Source organism: Proteiniclasticum ruminis (assembly GCF_900115135.1).
Classification (GTDB): Bacteria; Bacillota; Clostridia; order Clostridiales; family Clostridiaceae; genus Proteiniclasticum; species Proteiniclasticum ruminis_A.
In genome coordinates, this window is record NZ_FOVK01000001.1 from 466,612 (window position 1) to 492,740 (window position 26,129).

Here is a 26,129-nt window from a genome sequence, read left to right on the forward strand (position 1 = left end):
TCACATTTATGAATCTTTACTTTTAATCAGCAAATCTTTCAGCAGATTGAACATAAAAAGGATTGCAAAATAGAGGACGGCCATCACCGTCATGAAATAACTGAATGCAATCCCTCCCATGATGGGGTCTATTCTCTGAGAAGTGTAGAAGTTTATCATTTCATACCCTATCCCACGATAATAGAACAATCTCTCTACAATAATAAGACTAGAGAAAAAAAGAGCAAGAATTGTTGGAAACACGGAGAGTATTTCATAGAATATACTTTTCAGCAGATGGTTTTTAATGATTCTCATCCGCGAGCATCCTTTTCCTCTTGCGGCCAGGACATAAGGCTTGGAAAACCCTTCTTCTATTGCTGTCGCAGTCGTTCTGGCGATATACGCTGTGGGCAAGATTGATATGGCTAGGATCGGATAAATGGCATTATACCAGTACTGATCTCCTTTGAACTCGATGGGGCCAATACCAAGAAAAGTGATCCCATTCTTAAAAAGGTATAGGGCCAGCACCTGAACAAGACCAATGGATAGAATATCAGGAATCGAAAGCGGTATCAGTGATTGAAGCATTTTAAAAGTCCCGGTCTGGTCATTCTTTCTGCTGTCCAGAATCCCTTTCGGTACACCGATTACCACCGAAAGAAGAATTCCAAAAAACAGCACAATGCCGCTTTTCCTGGCAGAGCGTTGAAAGATTTCTGCTACCGTTTCTCCCAGGATATCCACATCTCTGATTTCCCCTGTGAACACCATTCTGAAATTATTGCTGATCGACTCATAGATCTGGCTCCATGGCATATTAGGACGATAGCTTCCTTTCTCATAGAATATGTCGAAGTTCATGGGTATTCCTGTAAGAATGACAATGCTGACAATAATAAAGAACAGGAGAAGAACATTTCCCAGTATCGTCTTTATCAGTTTCTTCTGTGCTAGATTCATCAGACTCCCTCCTTATCCACAAGATGGCAAGAAACCATTCTGTCTTTATATTCTTTCAGGATGGGGATTTCATTTCTGCAGATGTCCATGGCGAAGGGGCATCTCGTATGAAAAGAGCATCCAGAAGGCATCCGGATCGCACTTGGGATCTCTCCTTTTAGTCTTCTCCGCTTAATTTGAGCCTCTTCTCCCTGCCCCGGAACTGCTGCTAACAGAGCTTTGGTATAAGGGTGCATAGGATTTTCAAAAATCCCTTCTGCGTCTCCCATCTCAACGATTTTACCCAGATACATGACAGCGACGCGGTCACTGACATGTTTGATCACGTGAAGATCGTGTGCTATGAACAAATAGGAAATACCAAGTTCCTTCTGAAGATCCATGGTAAGGTTGAGTATTTGAGACTGAACCGAAACATCCAGTGCAGAAACAGGTTCATCGCAAACGATGAATCGGGGTTTTGTTGCCAAAGCTCTGGCGATTCCGATTCTTTGTCTTTGGCCACCACTGAATTCATGAGGAAATTTTCTTGCAGATGCATGGTCCAGGCCAACCATGTGGAGCAGTCGATGAACTTCTTTCTTATACTCCAGAGGTGGCACAATCTTGTGGATCTGCAGTGGCTGCATCAGAATATCCTCCACTGTCATTTTGTAATCCAAAGCAGAATAAGGATTTTGAAAAACAATCTGGAGTTCTTTTCGAAGCTTTCTAAAGTCTCTGTCTGATATGGTACTGATGTCTTTGCCTTCCAGAAGGATCTTTCCGGAAGTGGGCTCTAAAAGCCTCAGAATGAGCCTTCCAGTCGTGGATTTTCCGCTGCCGGATTCCCCCACAAGACCAAGGGTCTCCTGATCTCCAATGGAGAAACTGACACCATTCACAGCATGAACATACTCTTCCTGTCCCAGCAAACCACTTTTCACAACAAACTGCTTGCTCAGATTTTTCACTTCAATCATTTTGCCACCTCCAACTTCAGTTCTGAGGACTCTCCATTTTCCATGAGCTCTTCATTCATGGTCAGATTATCCAGCATGACCTGACCAATTCTGTTCAGTAATAACACGTTCAGTTTTTCTCTCTGATCCATTTCAGTCCCCATCCCTTTAGGCTGGGATGATCCTATCCCCACAGAGAAGAATCCGTTTAGCCTCATGTCCAGAACGGACCGGGTCACCATATCATACACCCCGAGACTGGAACTGGTGCTGGTGTCATAAAAGATGCTCTGAAAACGTCTGTACGGAATCTTCATATCTGTCATAAGATTTTCCATTCTCCTGCCAATCTTATAGGAAGGTTTTCTTCCGCCTTGGGCAGGAAAGGACACAATATTCAGGGTGTCTGTATCTTCCATGCCAGGGTAGTTCAGCTCATAGTAATAGTAGCCGCCTGAGACAACGAGATCGATGGTCTTCAGCAGTTCCCGATGAAAGTACTCAGATCCTTCTTCATTGGTGTTTTTCTTGATCTCATACTGGTTGTCCCAGAAAACAAAAGAAACCGACTTGGAGAGAGGTTTTTCCAGTTCTGCCGTCTGCTTTGCCAGCGTCAGCAGAGCTGCTGCAGGAGCTGCGCTTTGGGGTGAAATTACACCAGTTTCATAAACTCCATCATAGGATCCTCCGATGACGATGGTCTCTCCAGGCTTTTCCTTTGAAAAGCCTGATCCTGGCAGAAAACCCTGGATGATCCTGCCACTATGTGCTGGAAGTTCTGGATGTGAAAATGTGATTTCAGCCTCTGCATATCCCGCATAAAGATCTTCTCTCATTTCATCAAATGGAATAATGGTTGTCGTTTTATGAAGATAAGCATTAGAAATGGAGCTGTACTCATCCAAAAGCATAAACTGCACCATAAACTCTCTCTTTTCTCCTTCTCCAAAGGAATTTGGACCTCTCATTTTTTCCACGCTGAAAGGAGACCCTGTAGAAGAGAGCAGCTCCCTGATATAGTGCTCCTTGATGGGGAAAACACTTTTTTCAGAAGAAACCTTCCCTAGATTCTCAAGTGTAGAAGCAGTCCCCCTATAGTGAAACTCTCCTTCTGCTGTTCTTAAAAGCTCCTCTCTCGCTATGGTAAATATGGTGAAATCCTCATGGAGCTTATACGTTTTACGCGTCCCATTCTCAAAAGTCAATGAGATGGTTCCTTGCTGCACAGTCATAGGAGCCATCACCTTCAATGTTTCAGGGGAAGGTTCCCCATCATAAAAGGGGATTTCTGTCACTTCTGTTTGATAACCAAGACTGTTCAGTTCAGATAGAATATACTCACCTGCCTGGTATCCCCCTTCCGTACCACTGGCTCTTCCCTTATATCTCACATCCGAAAGAGCATCCAGATGACTCAATGCTCCATCGATATCATAATCAACGATACTTTGATATCTGGGCATAAAGAGGTACAGGAGAACGAATGCAAAAACACCTGCTTTAAGTAGCACAGGTTTGTAGTATTTCCGGATGTCTCTGATCTGCAAATAAAAAAGCTTAGGAGACAAAGAAGCGATTCCTTTCCGGATTGTGCTGATTACCCTTGATGTTCTCTTCTGAAATTCGAGTCGAAGACCTTCCCCCAGAAGATTGATGCCCATGATGGCTACAGCGAAAAACAGCACCGGGAAAAGGGAGACCCACCACACTTCCTCAAAGCGCATCACATCATTGGTGATCCTTGACAGCATTCCACCCCATTCCGGTTCAAGACCCATGCGGTAGTTTGCCCGAAAAGCCATGGCCCCAACTTCTCGTGTCGTACCTACAAATACATATAAGACAGCCAGCTGCGCCACAAGAAAGAGACCCATGGCCATTTCCTTGAAAAACTGACTGGCGCCATGAGGAATCAGATGAGGCAGCACATTCTGAAAGATAATCTGGGTTTTTGTTTTGCCAATTGCCAGCTCACCTTCAATAAAATCTTCGGCCATAATTCGTTTGGTCACATCTTCTATAATACCTGCAAGTTTAGACCATCCCACCAGGGCGAGAACAACAGCAAAGGCTACAATGGACTTTTCCATCTGCATTCTATAGAAATAGTTGAAATTCAGCACAATATAGCTGAAAATAAGCATAGGCACAGCACTGAAAAAGGTGTTGAAAAAACCAATGATTCGGGACAGGGTTTTTCTGCCCATCCCCGCGAAAATACCAATGGGCAATGCAATGATCATACGGAAAAGAGCGATGAAAAATCCCAGCCGCATGGTATTTCTCGTACCATACACCAGTCTAGCAAAAATATCCCGCCCAGCATCATCTGTACCCATGAGATTAATCGTATTCGGCCTCATGGGATTAACAGACAGCTCCTCCACAATTTCTCCATCTTTTTCATATTCAATATATCTTGGCGGTTCTTCATGAATCGGATCACGATCCGTGAAAACTTCCGGAAAATAAGACAATGCAAGCAAGACCATGAGAATTACGCTTCCAATCAGGAGAGGAAAATTGACTCTTTTCATTTATGCCTCCGGTATACAAAAGTATATGTTTTTATAGCTAATCATAATTTTAGAATCAGTATACCATAGCCTACCCATCTATATAAGGGAAAAAAGCACAAATTGAGCGGAATGAATACAGATTTCACCAAATTCACCCAAAGAAGTTTGCCATTCTGAAAATTTTTGCCACTCATAGCCCATAAAACCACAAAAAGGAGAATACAGAATGAAACTGCTTATTAAGAACGGTAAAATTTATCAGGAACGTGACACCTTTACAGATGCGATCTACATCGAAAATGGAGTGATTACTTCAACTGGAAGAGAAGCCTTAAACCATGAGCATGCTCTTAGACTTGAAGAAATCCTGGACGTTCAGGGTAAAACCGTAGTCCCAGGCTTCAACGATGCCCACTTGCATTTCTATCAAGCAGGTCTAGCTCTGGAGACCGTACAGCTCCATGGCTCGTCTTCCATTGAGGAACTGGTTTTAAGAGGGAGATCTTATCTTCTTGGCAGACCTGATTTTCAAGGCACTTTAAGAGGCCGCGGGTTTCATCAGGACCTGTTCAAGGAAAAAAGGTTACCGACAAAAAAAGATCTGGACCGGATCAGCACTGACTTTCCCATTGTATTTACCAGAACCTGCTCCCATTTAGCGGTGATTAACAGCAAGGCCCTCTCGTTTCTAGAAGAAAAGAATCTCCTTCATCCAGTAGAAGGGGGGTCCATCATCCTTGGTCCGGACGGACAGCCTAATGGAATATTTCAAGAAAATGCCATTGCTCTATTGGAACACCTCTATGAAGAACCTACGGTGGAGGCGGTACTGCGCACATTGAAAAATACAGCTCATATTGCCCACAGTTACGGCCTGACCTCATTGCAGGTCAATGATATCTGGGGTGACAGCAAAGAATCTGAAATCATTGAAAAAGCGTATATGGAATTTTCCAAAGAAAGAGCCTTGCGGATTTATCATCAGATTTACATAAAAAGTCCTGAGGATTTCATGAAGCGAATCCAAGATGGATTCAAAAAGACAGATTCTCCCTTCAACCGTTATGGAGCACTGAAGCTTTTTGCAGATGGTTCTCTTGGCGCACGAACTGCATTTCTTCGTAAGCCCTATGAAGATGATCCCTCGACCCAAGGTATGATGACCTTACCAAAGGATATCCTGCTTGAGTTTCTTCAGTTATGCGAGAAGAATAAGATCCAGGCGGTGATCCACGTCATAGGTGATGGTGCACTTGAGATGGTGCTCAGCTGTTTCGAAAAAACTGCAGCTCCGGGTAATCCGCTGAGACACGGACTGATCCATGTACAGATAACGGACGAGGCTCTTCTAAAGAAGATTCAATCCCTCCATCTCTGTGTATATGCACAGCCCATATTCCTTCATAGTGATCATAGGACCGTTGCACTTCGCGTAGGAAAGGATCTTGCAGATACTTCCTATGCCTTTGGTACCATGGAAAAACTCAATATCAAAGTCGCTTACAGTTCAGATGCGCCCATCGAAAGATTCCATGTGATGGAAAATCTATACTGTGCAGTCACACGGAAAGATCTGCAAGGCAATCCTCCGGAAGGATTCAACAAGAGAGAAGCTGTTGACCGCTGTCAAGCTTTAGACAACATTACAGTCTCAAGTGCCTATATGAGTTTTGAAGAAGGTAAAAAAGGAAGACTGAAGGAAGGCTATGTGGCAGATCTTGTGGTGCTTGAAGACCCATACTTCGATGTGCCTGATGAAAAAATCAAGGATGTCCGTGTTTTCATGACCATGGTGGATGGCACAGTGGTCTATTCAAAAGAATCCCATTAAAAGAAGCAAGCATATTATAATGATATGCTTGCTTCTTTACTTGGTTCTTTAATACTGGTTCAAAATATTCTGCAGAAAACCTATGAACTGTTCCTTCACCTCTTGGGGAGATTGTATCTTTACCTTCTCCCCATACTGAGCAATCCATGAAAAAAATGTGCTGCTGATTTTCACCTGACAGGACACAGCAAAATGATCGGAATCAATTGCCCTGAGTGAAATGCCGGCCCCAAATCTGTCCAGCACCTGGTTGACAAGTTCTTTGTGAAAAGTGAGTTCTACCCTTTCATCTTCTCCACCGAACATGCTGAAAGTTTTTTTTGCATACTCCGCCACATCAAAACTCTGACCTTCGCAAAGAGCTCCTCGAGGCTCATCAACAATTTCTACCAGATTCATTCTGTCTACCCGATAGTGCACAAAATTGTTGTACTTCTCATAATAAGCAATGAGATAATAGTTCTCATCATCCCAAAGCAGGGAGTAAGGACTGATATAATAAAAATTCCCATCTTTTCGGAAAGACTTCTCTTTCTCCATGGTATAGTCAAAATATTGGAAACGTACCTTTTTCTTCTGAGCGATGGCTTCATGCAGTGTATCCACACTGTAATAGATCTGCTCATTTATAGATTTAGGTCTGTTTGCAACAAAAACCTGTCTCTGTAGAGACAATCCTTCATGCCTGCTAGCCAGCTTTTTCAGTTTTTCAATGAGTTCATTGCTCTTTTTAGTTGTTAGAAATCTTGCGCTTTGTATGGCATCCACCAGTAGCTTTAGTTCTGCAAGTTCAAAGTCTCTTGAACCCACGTAATACTTTGTATGTTTATCTTTCACCTTCTGAATATCGAGACCATAACTACTTAGTGTTTCCAGATCTGAATATATGGATTTCCTCTCAGAGGTTATACCATACCGCTCCAGCTCAGTAATCAGCTCCTGAACACCAAGACAGTGCTTTTCATCTGTTTCATCCAGCAGAATTCTCATCAAATACAATATTTTAAGTTTCTGACTTCCCTGGCTCATTTTGTCCCCCCATCCTAAATAATATCCGTATCTTCTTATATTCTACCACTATTTCTCTTGATTCTCACTGGTTCTATTAGATTCCTTAATACGACTGCCAGACAACAATAAAAAAGCTTCCCCAGACAATGCTGGAAAAGCATTTTTGAACTTCATTTTAGTAGCCAATCCCTGCAGGCATTACGTTTGCAGCATCAAAAGCATGACATGGTGTTACACCATATACCATGCCGCAATGGGGACATTGATCCTCAAAGGTTTCCATCTCAAATTCCTTGCCGCACTCCACACATGAAATCTGAAGCGCCATCGGAATCATCTGCTCAGCAAATCCCATGAACCTCACTTTTGCTACAACCTCCGCTCCATTTGTAAATGAGCCGTTACATCCATCATGCATCATTTCTATATCTCTCCTTCTTTGTATATTTTTGTTAGTGTCTCACCATTTCTCAATCGGTTCCGCATCTGCTGGATCACCTGATCCATTTTCTCTAGTTCAACCAGCAAACTTTTTTCTTCCTGGTCTGTCTCAATGATCTGATGGATCCCTCCATTCTTTATGACGACTCTTTTATCTGCCATCAGCGCAAGACTGGGATCATGGGTTGCCATGAGGACAATCTTCTCTTCACTGACCAGAAGCTTCAGCGCTTTTTTTCTGTCAATCCCAGCATTTTCAATCTCGTCAATGAGAACAATCGGAGATTTGCTTAATATCGCTGTATCTGCAATCATCAGTGCCCTGGACTGTCCTCCGCTTAAGCCTGTAACAGGAGTGCTGAGCTGAAATTTCTCTCCTGCCAGTTCATTGGCAGCATTCAGTATTTTTGAGATCATCTCTTCCACATTCTCTACCATCCTGCTTTCTGCATGGAGAGTCAGAAATTCTTCCACCGTAAGGTCCATGACAAAATTCATATTCTGTGACAGCTGGGCCACTCTCTTGTTGCTGGTGCTGAACCGCTTAGATGGATCAAGAAGCTCTCCGTTGATCTGTACACTGCGTCCTGTGGGCGTATCTTTATTCGCTGCCCACTCTATATCTGCCAGAAGTCTGCTTTTCCCTGAACCTGTGGGGCCAACAATGGAGACAATCTCACTTTTTTCTATCGTTAACTTTTCAAAGTTCTCTTTTTCCCCATGCTTATTGAATCCAGGCAGAATGGTGATGCTGTTTACCTCATTTTCCTTCACACCTAAAAAAACACTCATCTGATCAATATACTGCGTAAGGTCTTCTATTAATTTTTCTGGACTCATGGCCCATTCTTCCAGCTCAGCTTCAGGGATTCTCTCCAAGAATTCCGAAAATGAACTGTCTTCGAATCCACTCACCGAAAGCTTATTCAGTTCAAAATAACTGGATGCAAACGGATACTTAGCCAGGAGATCCGATATGCGTATTTCTTCATATCTCATTTTATCCCTCATTTTTATCACCAAATTTCATTTTCCGCACATTTCCCAGCTGAAATGCTTCTCCAATTCTAGTCTCTCCAAGGCAATAGGAGCACAGTGCCGATGGCATCGGATACCTCAGATTCATTCCTTTGACACTGGAAATATTTCTGTATTCTTCATAAAGCAATGTGCTGAGCTCAAAAGCCCCCTGCCCAGTAAGACCATTCACAAACATAGTCACTGCTTGAGGATTGACTGAATGGACTCTGGAGGCAAAAACTTCACGTTCTGCTTGAGAAACGATATCTCCTTTTGTGATGACAATAATATCAGCAAGCTTCAGCATAGGTCCGATTTTTTTCGGTGTATTGATCCCAGAAAGGTTGTCAATGACACAGATGGAAAGCACATCCTTGATATAGGGGGAGCAGCGGTTGCAAAGTCCAGCACTTTCTGTCACGAGAACAGATAAGTTCTTTTCAATGCCCCATTTCACTGCCTCTTCTATGTTGCTTACAAAATAATGATCTGGACATAAGGATCCGGACAAACCTTTCATCACCGGGATTTTAGCCTTTTCATATAAAGCATCATCATCCGTATACAGGCAGTCGAATTTTACTACCCCCACCGGAAGCTCTCTTTTTTTCATCGCTTCCAGCGTTTTGATGATCACAGATGTTTTCCCTGAAGAGGGCGGTCCTGAAAAAGTAATCAGATTCATTCTACTTCACCTCTCATAGCTTTCTGAAAGATTTCTTCGCACCTTCTTATAAGAAGTGTCAGATCATATTTTTCAATGAACTCCCACCCGATCCATTGATATCTGTTCTCTTCAGAAATCCGATTATCCACTTCTGGATTCACACTTGGAAACCGTCCATTATGGGAAAGCAGTTCTCCCACTTCTTTCGAAAGAAGGTAATCCACAATGGGCTGAAGTTCCTTTTTTCTCTCCTTCTTGGTGAGCAGGAAAATGGGACTGATGATGGCTCCATCCTCTGGCCAAACCGCCACCATGGGCCCTCCATCTTTTACCATTTTGGTAAAGAAATACGGCATGATGGTTACAGAGGGTCTTTCCATGAGTTTCATGTGGGATTTAACCATTTCGGCTGGGTGCATGCTCTTTTGCATATTTCTCCCCAATTGAGCAATCCCTGCTTCGCCATGACTTTTATAGATATTCAGAAGAATCGCATTAAAAAGGTCAAAATCGCTCACAGGAAGACTGATGCTGTTTTTAAACTCGTCTGATAAGATATCGTCCCAGCTTCTGGGTACCTTCCTGTTCCCCAGCTCTTTTGTATTCACAAGAAAAACTGCTGGCACAACACCAATCATCGAATACTGCTTGCGGGGGTCTTTCAGCCTGATGTCCTCCTGATCAAAGTCTCGATGAAGACCGCTGAATGAGGTGAGATCTTCAAAGAAATTCTCTTCTCTGAATCTGCCAAACCTGCTTTTATCAAAAAACATATCAAATCCAGCTGAAATAAATAGATCCGGAAGCTCCTCTCCGGACTTGTTCTCCAGACTCTCTGAAAGCCATCCGATCCCCATGGAGGCAGCCTTCAGGTCATAGTCCAAGTGGAATGGAAAATCCCTCTCGCTCAGCCACTCCTCAAAATTCTCCAATAATGGAACACGAACTGGGCAGGGTAAAACACCAGCCATTTTCACTTTTATCCTAGTACTCTGATCTTCTTCTGTCTCACGTTCTCCCAGCATTTCAGTAAAGGCATCCAGCGAGATGCCTTTGGTCTTTAAAGCATCAGAGATTGTTATCACCTTTCCAAAAAGTGCTCGTTGCTTTTCATCATTGAGATTCGTGAAACCTAGCGAAAGAAGCAGTGCTAGGGCTCCTTCAATTTCTTCAGTTACAGTATATAGACTCATACGATGATCAATATATTTTTTTGCCATCTTCACATTCTCCTACATTTTTCTTCACACACAAGAGCAATTGTACCATGGGGCTTCCCCCTAATTCCGTAACATATGTTACGTGATATCTTTCTTTTAAAGTGTTCCAAGACAAAAAAAGAAAGAACCCTGACGAAATCAAGGCTCTTTGTTGTATACTATTCCATTTCAGCAAGCTGATCGCTGATATAAAACTTATTTCTCGAAAAATCTATCAGCCTGTCCTGTTTCATATTCGTCAGCTCCCTGGAGAGCGCAGGTCTTGACACCTGAAGATACTCCGCAAGCTCTTCCCGGTTCATTGGAAGAATCAGGGGATTCTGCTTTTGAGATTTCCGTTCTATCTGAAACAGACGAATCAGCTTGCGTCTCAGGGATCGCATCGATAAAATCTCAAGTTTCTGGTTCAGTTTCAGTGCTTTTCTGGATATGAGCTTCACCATATTGATCTGAAAAACCGCTGATGCTCCTGATGAATCGTTAAGATGCAGAAGCTGGGGGCGGGGAAGAATCAGTACTGACGAAGGTTCTTCGGCCATTACGCTTGCCGTCCAGTGTTCTCCTGTGTATACTGCAACTTCTCCAAATATATCCCCGGGATTTAACACCGCCATCCGATGTCTTTCTCCTGCAGCATTCTCTTTAAAGACCGATGCCATCCCATTGAGCAGAACTCCTATGCCCGAAATCATCTCCCCTTCCCTTCCAATGAATTCGCCCTTGTCAAAAGAAGCATAATACCCATGGACCGATGAGATAAACTGGAGCACTTCATTTTCTGACATTCCATGAAAAATTGGAAGCCTCATGAGAAAATCTGAAGACACCTCACGATGGAGCTTTTTTCTGCTATTTGGCATAGCTGTCAAAATACCCTTGGATGAGAATGATCGGTGTACCCTTATCTCCACTTCCTGAAGTCAGATCGCTTAAAGAACCCAAGAGATCTGTAAGTCTTCTTGGAGTGGTTCCTTCGGCAGTCATATCTCCAGTGAGATCTTCACCTTTTTTCTCGATATAGGCTCTTATGGCATCTTCCAGCTCACGGCCTTTCAAATGTGAGAATTCATTATCTGCAATGTATTTCAGTTTGATCTCATTGGGCTGACCTACAAGTCCAGAAGTATAAGCTGGAGAAACCACCGGATCTGCCAGCTCCCATATCCCGCCAACAGGATCTTTGAACGCACCATCTCCATACACCATCACTTCAATATTTTTCCCTGTTTTCTCCAGAAATTTGTCATGAATTCGATCCACCACACTCTGGCAGTCCCTTGGGAAAAGCTTTAAAGTTTCATCGGTTGCTTTATTGCTTCCAAGAAGTCCATAATCTTCATTATATCCACTTCCATTTCTTGATGCATTGAGGATTTCTGCAAGGCTGCAGATGGTCTTTGCTCCCGCTTTCTCCAAAAGACGACGGGTTCTCTTTCGTGTATGTATATCACAGTGAAGTACATGGGGGGTGTAAGGCAGCACCGCTTTAGGATGATTTGCCAGTAAAACTTCCACTTCGCATCCTTCACTCAAAATAACATTTTTGTAAAAATCAATATAGTCGATACCGGTAAATGGATGCTTTTCATAGCCAAACAGCTCTCTGAATCTCTCTTCAGTCAGTACATCCTCATAAGGATCAATATTTTTTTCATCCAGCTGATCAAATGTAACGAGCCCATTTCCCACCTCATCAGAAGGATAGCTGAGCATAAGCACAATTTTCTTTGCACCTCTGGCAATTCCTTTCAAACACAGGGAAAAGCGGTTTCTGCTCAGTATGGGGAAAATTACCCCGATGGCGTCCGCATCTTTAAACTTCTCTTTTACGTCCGCTGCAATGTCATCCACAGAGGCATAATTCCCCTGTGCCCTGGCAACTACTGCTTCTGTAACTGATACGATATCCTGGTTCTCCAACTGGATCCCTGAGCTTTCCACTGCCTTCAAAACAGAATCCACGACAATCTCTGTGATATCATCCCCTTTTTTGATAATAGGTGCTCTAATACCACGTGAAGTAGTTCCAATGAGTCTTTCCATAATATTTCCTCCGTTTGTTCTCTTACTTTCAATTACTTTACAATCTATTATACCTTTCTCGAACGACATATATCAACTTTCATTTTCTGTTCGTCTTATAAAAAGGTGTTCAATTGTATTTTAAGAAATTCTTTCGTAATCCGGCCTCTCTCATGTATACTTGAAGTAAATCACATAACGAGGGAGAAATACATATGAAACCTCTGAAGAAGATCACATTAAAAGCGCTTTCAAGCATAGATCTGAACATCAAAAAGAATTATCGCCTCTATAGAAAAGTTCAACGGATCATTACAACTCCACTTAAGCCGGATTATGAAACTCTGGATGAAAAAATCATGGTAGGAGAACGAGAAATTCCTGTTCGTGTCTTCAGCCCTCCAGGCATTGAGATGAACAAGGTGCTGATTTTCTTTCATGGAGGAGGTTGGGTCACGGGAGATATCGACACCTACACCCCCATATGCAGCGCTCTGGCTGATTCGTGCAGACAGACCGTTATCTCCGTAGATTACAGACTGGCTCCGGAATATCCATTCCCTAAAGGTCTCATTGACTGTTATCTCGCAACAAAAGCCATCTTCCTGGAAGCAGACAAACTAGGCATCCATCCTGATGATATTACTTTGGTTGGAGACAGTGCCGGTGGGAATCTTGCAGCGGCCGTATCTATTCTAGCGGCAAAAAAGAATGAATTCTTCCCAAAGAGACAAATCCTCATCTATCCTGCCACCTACCATGACCACTCATCAGCTTCTCCCTTTGCTTCCGTGACAGAAAATGGAGAAGATTATATTCTCACGGCGCGGAGAATTGAGGACTACATGGATTTATATGTACCCGTGAAGAAAGAGCGCCTCAATCCTTTTGTGGCTCCACTGCTCTCAGAAAACCTCAATGATCAGCCAAGCACCCTTCTCATCACGGCAGAGTTTGATCCACTTCGGGATGAGGGGGACGCTTATGGAATGAAGCTCATAGAATTTGGCAACTCCGTTAGAACTTTCTGTATTAAGGGAGCCATTCATGGCTTTCTTGGAAACCCACTGGCGATAGAAGAGATTAAGAAAACACATGAACTTATTAAAATTTTTTTGAATGAACCGCTTCAGGAAGGTCGTGTTAAAGATGAAAGAACAGAAGAAATACAAATGGAGTAGGCTGGATAATGCCTCCAAAATATTCCCTTCCACCATGAATGCACGGGATACTAAGGTATTCAGACTCAGCTGCTTTTTAAAAGATGAGGTGGATAAAAACATACTGGAGGAAGCCATTGAGCCAACGCTTCAGAGTTTTCCCATCTACCGGTCCGTTTTAAGACGCGGTGTATTCTGGTACTACCTGGAAGAAAGTGATCTGATGCCTGTGGTGGAGGAAGAGCACCTGTCCCTTTGTGCCCCCCTCTATCTGAAAGAATCAAGAGATCTGCTCTTTAGAGTACTGTATTATAAAAACAGAATCAGTGTGGAAATATTTCATGCACTCAGTGACGGAGCAGGTGCCATATGGTTCTTTGAAACTCTGCTGTTCCATTATCTAACAAAGCGATATGCTGATTTCTTCACCGAAGACTTTCTCACGCTCCTTCCCAAAGCCGCCATCAGTGAGAAGATGGATGACAGCTTTGAAAAAACCTACGATAAAACCTCTGCTGTCAAAGGAGAGAAACAAAATACAAAGAAAAGAAACAAGGTTTACCGTTTCAAAGGAACCAAAGTAGAAGAAAATAGAACAAAACTCATTGAAGGTACGATGTCCACAAAAAGAATCCTGGAACTGGCCCACGACTACAACACCACCATGACCATATTTCTTACCTCTCTCTACTTTTATGTCATTTTACAGGAGAGGCCAAAGAAAATGAGTCATCATGAAATCGTACTTCAGGTTCCCGTAAACCTGCGGCCATTTTTTACATCCAGCACAGCACGCAACTTTTTTGCGGCAATGAATATCACCCTTGAACCTAAAGAGACTGAATGGACTTTGGAAGACATTATTAAAACCGTAGAGCTCCAGTTCCAACGGGAAATGAGTCTTTCTCATATTAAAGAACATGTGGATCACCTGATGGCATTGGAGAAAAACCCCTTGGCAAGACTCATCCCTCTCCCATTGAAAGATCTGACCCTGAAGATTGCCAACGCAATAAAAGACAGAGCCATCACCTCATCCATATCGAATGTGGGACGCATTTCAATGCATAAGGAGTTTCGACCCTTCATCGATAAGTTCAGTGTCTACGTCAGCGCCAGAAGACCTCAAATTGTGCTCTGTTCCTATGAAGATCAACTGGTCATCAGCTTCACATCCCCGTTCCATGATACAGAGCTTCAACGGCTTTTCTTTTCATTTCTTACCGACAAGGGTATTGATGTTATCATATCCGGAAACTTATAGGAGGATACTTTAATGCAGTACTGTACTCATTGTAAAGTCCAATTGCTTGAAACCAGAAAACATTGTCCTCTATGTGGCAATAGCTTGAAAATAGAACCGGATCAGAATATAAGTGAATCCTTCCCGAAGATTGATTCTTACATCAAAGGGACAGGCAAACTGAAACTTCTTCTTTTTTTATCGGTAGTCATTATTATCTTGAGTTTCACGGTTTATTCCTTCTTCCCCACCGAGTTGAACTATCCGCTCCTCATCACTTTAGGCATGGGCAGCTTGTGGCTTGATATGATTTTCCTTGTGAAAAGAAGATTTCACATCCCCAAAAAAATAGTATGGCAAGTGTTTATTTTGGCAGTGCTTTCTTTATTTTGGGATTGGAATACCGGGTGGCGTGGCTGGTCAATTACTTATTTCATACCATTTCTTTATATTATCGCTTTGCTTCTCATGTACGCCATTGCTGTGATCATGAAACTGAACAGCCGGGATTATATCACTTACGCCTTTATGTCGGCCTTATTCGGTATACTGCCTGTCCTATTCATCATGTTTGAATGGGTTACAGTAACATACCCTTCCATTTTAAGCATCGCGTTCAGCAGTACCATCCTGTCAGCAATATTTATCCTTCAATGGGACAGTATTAAACTGGAATTCCAAAAAAGAATGCACATTTAGCTTGGAGAAAAGCCGGGATCCTTTGATCCCGGCTTGCTTTTTTAGTCAAGTGAAATGATGTCAGAGACCACTCCGCCAACAAAGACTTTAGTGTGTATTCCATCATCTTTCAAAAGTATTTCAATCTCTGAAGGTCTCTCCATGAACATGCCTTGAAAGAATGTTCTCATAGTCTCCGAGCATTTGGGGAGTATGCCATACTTGTATAAGTACACAGCAAGAGCACCACTGGCTGTCCCTGTAGCTGATTCCTCCTGTATGCCAAGTAATGGTGCGAAGTTTCTCATGTGCACGGAACCATCTGCTCCATAAGAAAATACATGGTATCCTGCCATATCTGCTTTGGAAGAAACATCAGCGATTTTTTTGAAATCAGGTCGTAACGCACGAAGAATTCCAAGACTCTTGACGCCTACGATGAGATCTTTCAATCCTGTTGATACAATTTGAGGAGAAGGCTGTTCCAAAAGACTGTCCACCTCTATGCCCAAAGAATCTGATATTAGATGTCTGTCCATGGTCTCGAAGAAGTTTGGTTCATCCATTTCCAGCATGATTTTATCAGGATGAACCATGACTGTAAGGAGCCCTGCTGCAGTTTCTATCTGATGCACCCCATCTGAAACCATTTTCAGGTGTTTCATTAAACCAATAGATGCAATGGTAGCATGTCCACAAAGCCTTACTTCTTCCACTGGTGTGAAGTATCTGATTTTACACAAAGCATCTTCAGAGGCCATGATAAACGCAGTCTCTGAACAGTTCAGTTCTTCGGCCATTCGTTGCATCTCAGAATCCGTCAAAAGGTCTCCATGCAATACAACGCCCGCCGGATTCCCTCCACCTGGAGTCTTGGAAAATGCGTTCACAGTATACTTGCGCATCATCTCATTTCTCCTTATGTGCTCTGCGTTTGATACCATCAATGATAATAAGAGTCAGTGCAAAAAGGAGAAGTGGAACCGCAACGATGCCGGGGATCGTCACGATCAGATTTTCGACTATCAGATACCCCACTAAAATAATGCTTCCCACAATAAAATACGGACTGAATTTTACTCTCATTTTATCCTCCTATTCATCAATCTGAGTACTATACTAATACTACTTCAAGGAGAGCTTATTGAAAAGTAAAACCCTCACGATATCATGTCAGATCATAATTATTCAAAGACTCTTTCAGCTTCAGCACCTCATCCTTCGTCAACGTGATTCCTTTTTTCATTTTTTCATGACTTGGATCCCATTCTCTAATGTCAACTTTTGCTGGCCTATCATTCCAGCTCACTAAATTCACTTCTTTTGTCCAGCCCTTGTTGGAAACAGATAGTTCCCCAATACTTCTGATGATTTCAAACCTCAGTTCATCCATGCTCTCACCTCCTTTATTGATACCATTATTCACCATCGGTATTAAATGTATTCACAAGAACGGGAAATTTTCACCTCTATGGACTGTATTTTTCTGATAGGAAGACATCAGACTCCAGATACTTGACCTAAGTGTGAAGTTGTAAACGTAAAATTCATATCATAGCGTTACTGTTGAGTAGTTTTATTCTTCTAAAGTTGAACAATCCAACGTAAAAAGTAAATTGTATTAATAATTTGATAGATGAGATTCAATAATCAACTCGGAAATTATCAAATCGACATTAAACCAACGCTTAAAACAGATATATGGAAAAAATTTACAATTCTTCATAACTTCCTTACAAGTTAGACCTATAATAGGCTCTGTAATTAATTTGTAATGTTTGAATGTTAGGAGAACACAATGAAGAATATTAAGTTGAAAGTCATTGCGGCAGTTATCGCTAGCTCCACAATTTTCGGAGTAACCATTCCTGTAAATGCCACACCTGTTTCAAGTGATCTGGAACAGAATGTGCAGATACAACAAGAAGAGTACAAAGAGATTGAAAACAAAATCAATACTTTGCATATGGAGATTTCAGTGATTTTAGATGAAATTACTGACATTATGGTGAAAATAGAAGACAACGACGCGAAAATCACCGAAGTGGAAGCAAAAAAAGCGGAAACAGAAGCGAGAATCCGTGAGACTGAATCAGATCTTCATATGAAGATTGAAGAATATGGCGAAAGACTCAGGGCTATGTATAAACAAGGCAATTCAGGTATGATCAGTGCAATTCTCGGGGCCGAGAGCCTTGCTGACTTCATCGCCCGCGCTGAAGCAATCATTCAGTTTGCCAAAATTGACCGACAGCTTCTCGATGAGATTGAAGAAATGAAGGCTGCACTTGAGAATGAAAAAAGTGCACTTCAGCAGAATATAGACGATCTTCAGGTATTGAAGGCTGCCAATGAGAAAGATATGGCTGAAGCTGAATTAAAGAAAAGCGAAGCCGATGAAAAACTTGCACAGCTTGAAGAAGAGGAACGCAAAGTTGCCGGGGATCTCAGTAATCTGGAAACCATGCTGATCTCCACAAGCAAGTCCATTGTCGATGATTCCTCAAGCAGTGATGACCAGCTAAATGCTGCAATCACAGAACTGCGTAACATCCGTTCTAGAATTATCACAGACAAAGCAGACGAAGAAGTTGTCCGTTATATCGAAAAAGCAAAAGCAATTCTTAAAGAGAGAAAGCTCGCGCGTGAAAGAGCACAAGCTTCTTCCAACGCTGGATACACAGGATCAGCTTCTGTTTCCTCCAGTGCAATTGTCAACAAGGCCTACCAGTATCTTGGTGTGAGATATGTCTGGGGTGGAACCACTCCAAGTGGTTTTGATTGTTCCGGTTTCATTCAGTATGTTTACCGTTCACAGGGTGTAAGTCTTCCAAGAACATCAAGAGCACAGGCCACATCTGGAAAGTATGTCAGCATTGCAAATGCGCAACCTGGTGATATTCTTTATTTCGGCCAGTCCTCTGTGACGCATGTAGGTATCTATATCGGTAATGGAAAAATGATCCATTCTCCAAGACCCGGGAAATCCGTGGAAATTGTAAGTATCTCTTGGCATGTGAACAATTATCGAATCAAAGGTGCTAGAAGAATCTAATTTAGTCCATAAAAATAGACTGCAGATGCAGTCTATTTTTGCTTTATCTTTATTCTACAATGCTGGGGTGAACATATCTTCTTCTTTTCTTTGTAGCATCACCATATTGAATTGATTCAGCTGGACACCTATTGATACATGCAACACAATGAACACACTGATCCAGAACCCATACCGGTCTTCCATCGACCATTTTGATAGCCTGTGCTGGACATATTTCCTCACATAGATTACAGGAAATACATCGATCGTCTGCAAAGAATTTTTTGGTCTTTCTCCCTCGTAAATAAATAGGATAGACCGTACCCGTAAGCAGCTGGTCAAAGTGGGAAGATTTACGATCTGAAGCGCCTCTAACTATTATAGATTTGATGATTTTATCTATACGTTCCTCCGCTCTCTTATTGATGCTCTTTCTGTCTTCCTCATCGGATAAATCATAACCCATGATAAAATTATCCACCATAGGTATTGTAAAAAAAGCTTCCGTTTCCAAACCTTGATCCAGTAGGATCTTATCTGCATATTTATCCGCTCCACCACTGTTGCTGCCACATGTCATGATCACATATACATATGGATGTTCATTGCCATAGATCTTGAGTTTACTCATGAATTCCTCAACAATTGTAGGTGGTCCATAATAATATACTGGAAACACAAAACCAATCTTCTCTTGGTCTTTCACTTCAAAGGTGAACTGCTCATCTATACGGCTTCTTGCCATATCAATCACCTTCTCATTTATTGCTCCCCCAATTTTCTCTGCCGTATATCTGGAATTTCCGGTTCCGCTAAAATAAAAAATCATATAACACCCCTCCTCAACAAATTCATCTTATCAGTTTTCCTAGAAGAATCCTAGTCTATCAATGAACTTCAATTAATCCGATAGATTTTGATAAATTAAGTAGCGCAAAATTTATTCAGAAAAAGCATTGACAAAAAATAACCCTTCCTTTATGATAAATGTGTATTGAATGTAGAGTAAAATAATCGGAATACAATGATGAGAAGAGTACGTTCTAAAGGAAACTTTCAGAGAGAAAATCCCTTGGCTGTGAGGATTTTCAGTGGATCTGGAACCGAAGTGCATCTCTGAGTACTGAATCGAAGTAATAGTAGACTTCAGCGGGAATGCCCGTTACAGCATTAGGGTATGTTTGTACCCAAAGATAATGAGTTATCCCTTCTTTTGGGGGTTAACAGAGTGGAACCGTGGAAGTATACTTTCGCCTCTGTAATTGGGGGCGGAAGTTTTTTTATCCTTAAAATTCTGCTTTTCTCCATATGTGATCGATTTAAACCTGCATTCACGAAAATAAAGGAGGAATATCATGAACACTTTATACACAGTACTTGTTCTCGCAGTAGCAGCACTTATTCTCTATGGACTTTCCTACATGCAGAAAAAGCATATGTCCTTTACCAAAAGAGTCCTAGCAGCTCTTGCCGCAGGAATTTTATTCGGTGCAGCCCTTCAGCTGATCTTTGGTACAGGTTCAGAAGTTATTACCACTTCAAACACATGGATCAACATCATCGGCTCAGGTTACGTCAGACTTCTCAATATGATCGTCATCCCTCTGGTGTTTGTGGCAATCACCACATCCATCGTAAATCAGGATGCTTCTGCACTGAAAAAGAGCGCATCGAGTATTATCATCGTCCTGATTCTTACGACAGCTATTTCTGCAGGGTTAGGTGCTGGGATTGCAGGAATTTTCGGGCTTGACTCCAGTGAACTCATTGCAGGGCAGGCTGAGACCGCAAGAGGAGAAGCTCTAGAGAGTACTCTCACAGAGTTCCAGTCAAAGACCATCCCTGAACAAATCACAGAAATCATCCCTAGAAATGTATTCTATGCAATGACTGGGCAAGGTTCTTCCGCTACTCTTTCTGTAGTATTCTTCGCTGCTTTCCTCGGAATTGCCACCATAGGCATACGAAAAAAGAAGCCGGAAAGCGCTGAAGCATTTAAGAACTTTCTTAATATGCTCCATGACATTGTGATGCGTATGGTTACGATGGTGCTTCGGCTCACTCCATTTGGTGTATTCGCACTGCTCAGCAGATTCGTTTCCACTTCGAACTATGCTGAAATATCAAGACTCTTTGAGTTTGTAGTGGCTTCCTATATCGCAATCATTTTAATGTTCCTTGTCCATTTACTGATTCTCATGCTGTTTAAACTCAGTCCAGTGAAGTTCCTTAAAAAAGCCAGTGTCCCACTGTCTTTCGCTTTCTCTTCCAGGTCAAGTGCTGGAACTCTACCTCTGAATGTTGAGACTCAGGTGGAGAAACTCGGTGTTTCCACAGGGATTGCCAATCTGTCCGCATCACTGGGTACCAGCATTGGACAAAACGGATGTGCTGGAATCTATCCAGCTATGCTGGCAGTAATGATTGCTGTTGGAACTGGAGTACCGATGGATCTCAGCTTTTTTGTAAGACTCATCCTCATAACTGCAATCAGTTCTTTTGGAATTGCAGGCGTAGGTGGAGGTGCAACCTTCGCAGCTCTTACAGTTCTCTCTTCAATGGGACTGCCAGTAGGTCTCGTAGGACTTCTGATCGCCATAGAGCCACTCATCGATATGGCAAGAACCGCATTAAATGTATCTGGTTCTATGGTTGCTGGACTCGTTACCGCAAAGAGGCTAAATGAGCTTGACATGGATACATACAATAAAGACTTTTCAGATTCTGAAGAAGTGTCCGCATAACAAGAATAAAGCTTTTAAAGAGGAAGTCTCGAAAATGACTTCCTCTTTTTTATTCTAGTTTCCTTCCTCTTTTAAATGATGCTGAAAGTTAGCTTTTCCGCACTTAATTGAAGTTACTCAAAACAGCATCACCCATGAGCTTACAGTTCATTTTTAATAAGAGAAACAGGTTCCGTTCATGTTATACTAGATATATCGAGGTGAATTACATGAACAATATTATTTTTCTGGTGGACATGAACGCCTTCTTCATCAGCTGCGAAATGATACGATATGAACATCTGAAAGGAACACCAAGCGCAGTAGCTGGTGATCCGAAGAAGCGGACCGGAATCATTCTAGCTGCTAATTATGAAGCCAGAGCTTTGGGCATTAGAACTGCCATGTCACTTCATGAAGCGCTGAAAATCTGTCCTTCACTTCAGACCGTTCCTCCAGATCATTCTTATTATGAGCAGATGTCTGGTAAAGTAATGGAGCTTCTGCAAAGATATACCCCACTTGTAGAACAGAACAGTATCGATGAAGCCTGGCTTGATATGACTGGTTCACTTCGTCATTTTGGTTCTCCCATGGAAGCAGCCGCCCAAATTATGAATCAAATCCGGGATGAATTGGATCTTTGGTGCTCCATCGGAATCTCCAGCAATAAATTTCTTTCGAAAATGGCCTCTGAAATGAAGAAACCTCTAGGTATCACGGAGCTGTACCCTCATGACATAAAAACACGATTATGGCCTCTGCCAGTTGGTTCCATGTATGGCATTGGAGAGAAAACTGCGGCACTGCTTCATGACGAGCAAATTTGGACCATTGGAGATCTTGCTCAGTATGGGAAAGAAAAGCTGATGCAGAAATTTGGTAAGTCTGGATATATGATGCATCTCCATGCGAATGGAATAGATCGAGATCCCGTTAAAGTACGCACCAGAGATGATCTTAAATCTATAGGAAAATCAGTCACTTTACCTTCTAATGTACACGTGTTTTCTGATGCATCAAAAGTCCTGATGAGGCTCTCGGATGAAGTCTCAGCACGTGCTCGAGTTTTAGATAAAAAAGGACATACAGTCCAGATCATACTAAAATATCCAAACTTTAAATCGATAACAAGACAAATGCAGATTCCATCTACGAATCTCTCAAAATATATCTACGAAACTGGAGTACAGCTGCTCAAACAAGTATGGAACCCCGCTCAACCAGTGCGGTTAATCGGCATTTCTCTCATGGACTTCGATGATGAAAACATCATCGAACAGCTTACTCTATTCGACACAGTATCCGAAAGCAATTCAGGATTGATAGAGCTTCAACGTGATGAAAACCTGCAAAGTGTACTCGATCGCCTCCATGCTAAATTTGGAGAGAACTTGGTGATTCGGGCTTCTGTTCTCAGTAAGCCTATAACAGATAATACTTCTACGCACAATAAAGAGCCCTGATCTTCATCAGGGCTCTTCTTTCAAAAGGAGCTTTTTACTTTATGCTTCTTTCTTCTTGAATAACACCAGGGCTCCTCCAGCTGTCAATGCTGCTGTGAAGAAGAATGGAATCGCTACAGGAAGACCTGTCTGTGGTGCTTCGGTTTCTTCCATATCTACTTCCTGAAGTGTAAAGTTGGATGGAACAAGTACTGTATCAATAACATGGATTACTCCATTTGAAGCTTCAATGTCAGCTGATGTAACGGTGGAATCATTGATTTTTACTCCAGAGCTCAGATCCACGGTGATTTCCTCTCCGTTCACTGTAGCAGCTTTCATACCGTCTGTTAAATCAGTAGACATTACCTTTCCAGCAACTACGTGGTAGGTCAGGACTTTTGCAAGATCTGGCTGAGCAAGCAGTTCCTCTGCAGATATATCAAGAGCTCCCAGGAGCTTTTCAAAGGCTGCGTTGGTTGGTGCAAATACGGTAAAAGGTCCTTCTCCTTGAAGTGTTTCAACAAGTTCAGCTTTCTGAAGCGCAGCGACCAGTATACTAAAGTCAGGATTTCCAACAGCAATGTCAACAATATCATCTGTAGGTGCAGTAGCAAAAACAGGAATACTAAATACCATCATCATAACCGCAACGAGCATTGAGACTTTTTTCAACATTTTTTTCATTTTTTTGACCTCCTGATAAATTTTGTTTAATTTAATTTGATTTAATTTGTTTGTACCGTTATAATAACACTACAAAGATTCATGGTCCATAAAACCAATCGGATTTCCTCATAAAATCACAATGTGTGTTTAAAAATATAACGGGAGGTGATTATCACGAAACGTAAATATATTGCACAAGTACTGATCTTACTTGCATTAACACAAGGCTACCTGGGCTTCAGGCAGTGGAAAGAAGGTCAAAAACTGGATGAGGCACACTCAGTATATAGTGAGCTGGAAGCAGCACCTCAAGATCCCTACCAAATGGAATACACACCGCCAATGACGAGCTCTCCAGTTGAAGCTCCCTCCGCCTCAGATGATTCCACGCCTGAATATGTATTCTCATACAAAGCGAATCCAGCATCAGAATTCCTGAAAAAGAATTCCGATTATGTAGGGCATATAAACTTACCTGGAACAAAGATCAATTACCCCATAGTGAAAGCACAGGACAACGAATACTATCTAAACCGTAATTTTTTTCGGGAAAAAGATATCCTTGGCAGTATTTTCATGGATTACAGGAACATCGGAATGCATCTTGATAAACACACAATCATCTATGGGCATTACACTGAGCAAGGCTATATGTTTGGTGACTTGGATAAATATTTAGATAAAGAGTACCTTCTAGAGAATCAGATTATTGAGTTCTCAACACCACAAGGTGTGAAGTTTTATAAAATCTTTTCTGTCCATATTTCTCCAAAAATTAATTCCTATTTAGATACAACTTTTAAGAAAATCACATTTAGTGATTTTGTGAATAATTTAAGTGATATTTCTCTCGTGGAAGGACTGGTAAAACCCGACGCTTCCAAGCAGCTTCTTACCCTCGGAACATGCAACTACGCGATAAAAGATGGCAGATTGTTCATTCACGCCATAGAAATAGACCCACCTAAGTAAACCGCTCATTACAAGAGCGGTTTCTTTTTATATTTAGTTAATTGCACCTGCTACTTCCACTCATCTCTACCTATTTGTACAGATATTTGGTAAGATATATGTACTGTTCAGAACCTCTGATAGTATAAAATTATTCAACAGGTGGTACTTAAAATATGAAATATATCAGCAAAGCAACATCCTCTTCTAAAATAACTGCAAAGTACTCTTTTATTCACGGCAGCTATTGGATGGCATTTGGCGCTACTTATAATTTTGTGACAGTTTATCTTCTAGCAAAAAATTACTCAAGCTCCGCCATCGGTATCATTATGGCGATCACAAACATTCTATCCGCAATACTGCAGCCCATAGTTGCATCTTACGCAGATCAGGAGAAGAAATACACCTTAAAATCACTCATGCTGATTTTCCTCTCTTTATCCACCTCTTTTTCGATGCTGCTGTACTTCACAAAGGCGTCTTATTCCATCAATGCATTTGTATATTTTTTACTGCTTCTTTCTATGCTCACAGTTCATCCCCTTCTCAATGGTTTGGGTATGAAATATATTGAAAAGGGCTATGGCATTAACTTTGGTTTATCTAGAAGCATGGGCTCTCTCACCTACGCCGTCATGTCAGTTGTCCTGGGCAACCTTGTAGACAAAAACGGGCCTGGGCTGCTCCCACTCTACTACTTCCTACTGTTTTTCATCACAACTGCTGCAACAGTTCTATTTCTTCGCAGTTATCCATACCCAAGTGATGAACCCACAGAAGAGCCAAAGAACCAAAGTATAAAACAATCCTTGTCTCTCATTGAGTTTTCAAAGATGTACTCTGGTTTCTCCTTATATCTAATAGGGGTCATATTCATCTTCATTTGCTTTAATATCATCAACATTTATATGATACGCATCATTGAATCCGTAGGAGGCAGCGAAAAAAATATGGGTACCGCATTCGCCATTGCCGCCATCGTTGAGCTTCCCTTCATGCTTACATTCTCCAGCCTACTTCGAAGATTCAAGATTGAGACGTTACTCATGGTTTCAGCTTGGGCTTTCACCGCAAAAGTACTGCTTACTTTCTTTGCAGAATCATTGCTCGTCATATATATAGCACAAGGGTTCCAGATGTTTTCATACGCTCTTTTCATTCCTGGATCCATTTACTATGTGACAACAGCACTACATAAAAGCCATATGCTCAAAGGACAGGCATATACGACATCTGCAACAACTGTCGGTGCTGTCCTTGGCAGTCTCATCGGCGGCTATCTTCTGTCTTTTACCTCCATCAAAACAATGCTTGCGGTAGGGTTTATGGTCTCCATCATCGGAACATTCCTTATGATCCTAGGCATAAGGAATTGCAGCAAATGTAGTCGCGACAAAAACTGATGTAACGTCTATGATGCACAAATAACTGTATCTGTAATAGACTGAGAAGAACTGTTCTGTTTTCACCAGAATGAACTTGATTTATTCAACCTAAGTGCTATGATGTGTATTGAGATATCGGTAACAATACTATTGGATTCGTAATATACCATTAACCAAAACCCATTGATTAATGGCATCTTTTAATGATTCGATAAGTT

24 protein-coding genes and 1 other annotated feature are annotated in these 26,129 nt (G+C 41.8%); of the genes, 9 read left to right on the forward strand and 15 right to left on the reverse strand.

Translation table 11 applies throughout. From position 1 onward, the window contains the following. Window positions 1-6: 6 nt before the first annotated feature. From BM243_RS02155 to BM243_RS02165, 3 genes are read right to left on the reverse strand one after another with little or no spacing between them, the layout of a single operon-like run. Window positions 7-945 carry an ABC transporter permease subunit gene (locus tag BM243_RS02155; protein WP_074909730.1) on the reverse strand — a complete coding sequence of 313 codons (939 nt, stop codon included), beginning with the start codon at window positions 943-945 and terminating at the stop codon, window positions 7-9. Continuing rightward, window positions 945-1,907: an ABC transporter ATP-binding protein gene (locus BM243_RS02160; RefSeq protein ID WP_074909733.1), complete on the reverse strand. Its 963-nt coding sequence runs from the start codon at window positions 1,905-1,907 to the stop codon at window positions 945-947. The genes BM243_RS02155 and BM243_RS02160 overlap by 1 nt, the downstream gene beginning before the upstream one ends. Then, window positions 1,904-4,423, reverse strand: coding sequence for an ABC transporter permease (locus BM243_RS02165; protein ID WP_074909734.1), 2,520 nt, complete (start codon window positions 4,421-4,423; stop codon window positions 1,904-1,906). Before BM243_RS02165 ends, BM243_RS02160 begins: the two co-directional genes overlap by 4 nt. A gap of 208 nt (window positions 4,424-4,631) precedes the next feature. Here BM243_RS02165 and BM243_RS02170 point away from each other — a divergent pair, with 208 nt between their 5' ends. Further along, complete coding sequence (locus BM243_RS02170) at window positions 4,632-6,236, forward strand: amidohydrolase (RefSeq protein WP_074909737.1); 1,605 nt, start codon at window positions 4,632-4,634, stop codon at window positions 6,234-6,236. Between the two features lie 48 nt (window positions 6,237-6,284). Here the strand turns inward: BM243_RS02170 and BM243_RS02175 are convergent, their stop codons facing one another. The 7 genes from BM243_RS02175 to BM243_RS02205 form a co-directional block, all read right to left on the reverse strand. Beyond that, on the reverse strand, window positions 6,285-7,265 hold the full coding sequence (locus BM243_RS02175) for a helix-turn-helix transcriptional regulator (RefSeq protein ID WP_074909741.1): 981 nt from the start codon (window positions 7,263-7,265) through the stop codon (window positions 6,285-6,287). Window positions 7,266-7,422: 157 nt separating this feature from the next. Further along, window positions 7,423-7,668: a hypothetical protein gene (locus BM243_RS02180; protein WP_207646156.1), complete on the reverse strand. Its 246-nt coding sequence runs from the start codon at window positions 7,666-7,668 to the stop codon at window positions 7,423-7,425. 2 nt (window positions 7,669-7,670) lie between these two features. Beyond that, on the reverse strand, window positions 7,671-8,687 hold the full coding sequence (locus BM243_RS02185; RefSeq protein WP_207646157.1) for an ATP-binding cassette domain-containing protein: 1,017 nt from the start codon (window positions 8,685-8,687) through the stop codon (window positions 7,671-7,673). A 1-nt stretch (window position 8,688) separates the two neighbouring features. Beyond that, complete coding sequence (locus tag BM243_RS02190; RefSeq protein ID WP_074909749.1) at window positions 8,689-9,393, reverse strand: GTP-binding protein; 705 nt, start codon at window positions 9,391-9,393, stop codon at window positions 8,689-8,691. Beyond that, the gene (locus tag BM243_RS02195; RefSeq protein WP_074909752.1) at window positions 9,390-10,595 is read right to left on the reverse strand and encodes an ABC transporter substrate-binding protein; all 1,206 of its coding nucleotides are present in this window, start codon (window positions 10,593-10,595) and stop codon (window positions 9,390-9,392) included. The genes BM243_RS02190 and BM243_RS02195 overlap by 4 nt, the downstream gene beginning before the upstream one ends. A 158-nt stretch (window positions 10,596-10,753) precedes the next feature. Beyond that, entirely contained in the window at window positions 10,754-11,455 is a 702-nt protein-coding gene (locus tag BM243_RS02200; RefSeq protein WP_074909754.1) for a Crp/Fnr family transcriptional regulator, read from the reverse strand. Beyond that, window positions 11,445-12,638 carry a coenzyme F420-0:L-glutamate ligase gene (locus BM243_RS02205; RefSeq protein ID WP_074909758.1) on the reverse strand — a complete coding sequence of 398 codons (1,194 nt, stop codon included), beginning with the start codon at window positions 12,636-12,638 and terminating at the stop codon, window positions 11,445-11,447. The genes BM243_RS02200 and BM243_RS02205 overlap by 11 nt, the downstream gene beginning before the upstream one ends. 194 nt (window positions 12,639-12,832) lie before the next feature. On the opposite strand from BM243_RS02205, the gene BM243_RS02210 reads away from it, so the two are divergent. From BM243_RS02210 to BM243_RS02220, 3 genes are read left to right on the forward strand one after another with little or no spacing between them, the layout of a single operon-like run. After that, window positions 12,833-13,798 (forward strand): alpha/beta hydrolase, encoded by a 966-nt coding sequence (locus tag BM243_RS02210; RefSeq protein WP_074909761.1) that lies wholly within the window; start codon window positions 12,833-12,835, stop codon window positions 13,796-13,798. Further along, window positions 13,767-15,041, forward strand: a complete 1,275-nt coding sequence (locus tag BM243_RS02215; RefSeq protein ID WP_074909763.1) for a hypothetical protein — start codon at window positions 13,767-13,769, stop codon at window positions 15,039-15,041. The genes BM243_RS02210 and BM243_RS02215 overlap by 32 nt, the downstream gene beginning before the upstream one ends. A gap of 12 nt (window positions 15,042-15,053) precedes the next feature. After that, complete coding sequence (locus BM243_RS02220) at window positions 15,054-15,719, forward strand: DUF6320 domain-containing protein (RefSeq protein WP_074909766.1); 666 nt, start codon at window positions 15,054-15,056, stop codon at window positions 15,717-15,719. 41 nt (window positions 15,720-15,760) lie between these two features. Here BM243_RS02220 and BM243_RS02225 read toward each other — a convergent pair whose 3' ends face one another. The 3 genes from BM243_RS02225 to BM243_RS02230 all read right to left on the reverse strand — a co-directional run bounded on the left by BM243_RS02225 (window position 15,761) and on the right by BM243_RS02230 (window position 17,091). Next, the gene (locus tag BM243_RS02225; protein WP_074909768.1) at window positions 15,761-16,606 is read right to left on the reverse strand and encodes a PhzF family phenazine biosynthesis protein; all 846 of its coding nucleotides are present in this window, start codon (window positions 16,604-16,606) and stop codon (window positions 15,761-15,763) included. Window position 16,607: 1 nt separating this feature from the next. Next, the gene (locus BM243_RS15180) at window positions 16,608-16,784 is read right to left on the reverse strand and encodes a hypothetical protein (RefSeq protein WP_177213437.1); all 177 of its coding nucleotides are present in this window, start codon (window positions 16,782-16,784) and stop codon (window positions 16,608-16,610) included. 82 nt (window positions 16,785-16,866) lie between these two features. Next, entirely contained in the window at window positions 16,867-17,091 is a 225-nt protein-coding gene (locus BM243_RS02230) for a YdbC family protein (protein WP_074909771.1), read from the reverse strand. 405 nt (window positions 17,092-17,496) lie between these two features. On the opposite strand from BM243_RS02230, the gene BM243_RS02235 reads away from it, so the two are divergent. Continuing rightward, window positions 17,497-18,753 (forward strand): C40 family peptidase, encoded by a 1,257-nt coding sequence (locus BM243_RS02235; RefSeq protein ID WP_074909773.1) that lies wholly within the window; start codon window positions 17,497-17,499, stop codon window positions 18,751-18,753. Between the two features lie 49 nt (window positions 18,754-18,802). Here the strand turns inward: BM243_RS02235 and BM243_RS02240 are convergent, their stop codons facing one another. Beyond that, window positions 18,803-19,564 carry an EFR1 family ferrodoxin gene (locus BM243_RS02240; RefSeq protein ID WP_074909774.1) on the reverse strand — a complete coding sequence of 254 codons (762 nt, stop codon included), beginning with the start codon at window positions 19,562-19,564 and terminating at the stop codon, window positions 18,803-18,805. Between the two features lie 186 nt (window positions 19,565-19,750). Then, window positions 19,751-19,996, forward strand: a binding site (T-box leader). A gap of 94 nt (window positions 19,997-20,090) precedes the next feature. Here BM243_RS02240 and BM243_RS02245 point away from each other — a divergent pair. Continuing rightward, window positions 20,091-21,479: an L-cystine transporter gene (locus BM243_RS02245; RefSeq protein WP_074909777.1), complete on the forward strand. Its 1,389-nt coding sequence runs from the start codon at window positions 20,091-20,093 to the stop codon at window positions 21,477-21,479. A gap of 209 nt (window positions 21,480-21,688) precedes the next feature. After that, window positions 21,689-22,924 carry a DNA polymerase IV gene (gene dinB, locus BM243_RS02250; RefSeq protein WP_074909780.1) on the forward strand — a complete coding sequence of 412 codons (1,236 nt, stop codon included), beginning with the start codon at window positions 21,689-21,691 and terminating at the stop codon, window positions 22,922-22,924. Window positions 22,925-22,963: 39 nt separating this feature from the next. On the opposite strand, the gene BM243_RS02255 is transcribed toward dinB, so the two are convergent. Continuing rightward, entirely contained in the window at window positions 22,964-23,590 is a 627-nt protein-coding gene (locus BM243_RS02255; RefSeq protein ID WP_074909782.1) for a fasciclin domain-containing protein, read from the reverse strand. Between the two features lie 147 nt (window positions 23,591-23,737). Between BM243_RS02255 and BM243_RS02260 the strand changes: the two genes are divergently transcribed. Both BM243_RS02260 and BM243_RS02265 read left to right on the forward strand, forming a co-directional pair. Next, window positions 23,738-24,544, forward strand: coding sequence for a class B sortase (locus BM243_RS02260; RefSeq protein WP_074909786.1), 807 nt, complete (start codon window positions 23,738-23,740; stop codon window positions 24,542-24,544). 155 nt (window positions 24,545-24,699) lie between these two features. After that, on the forward strand, window positions 24,700-25,929 hold the full coding sequence (locus tag BM243_RS02265; RefSeq protein WP_074909789.1) for an MFS transporter: 1,230 nt from the start codon (window positions 24,700-24,702) through the stop codon (window positions 25,927-25,929). The last annotated feature ends 200 nt before the right edge of the window (window positions 25,930-26,129 follow it).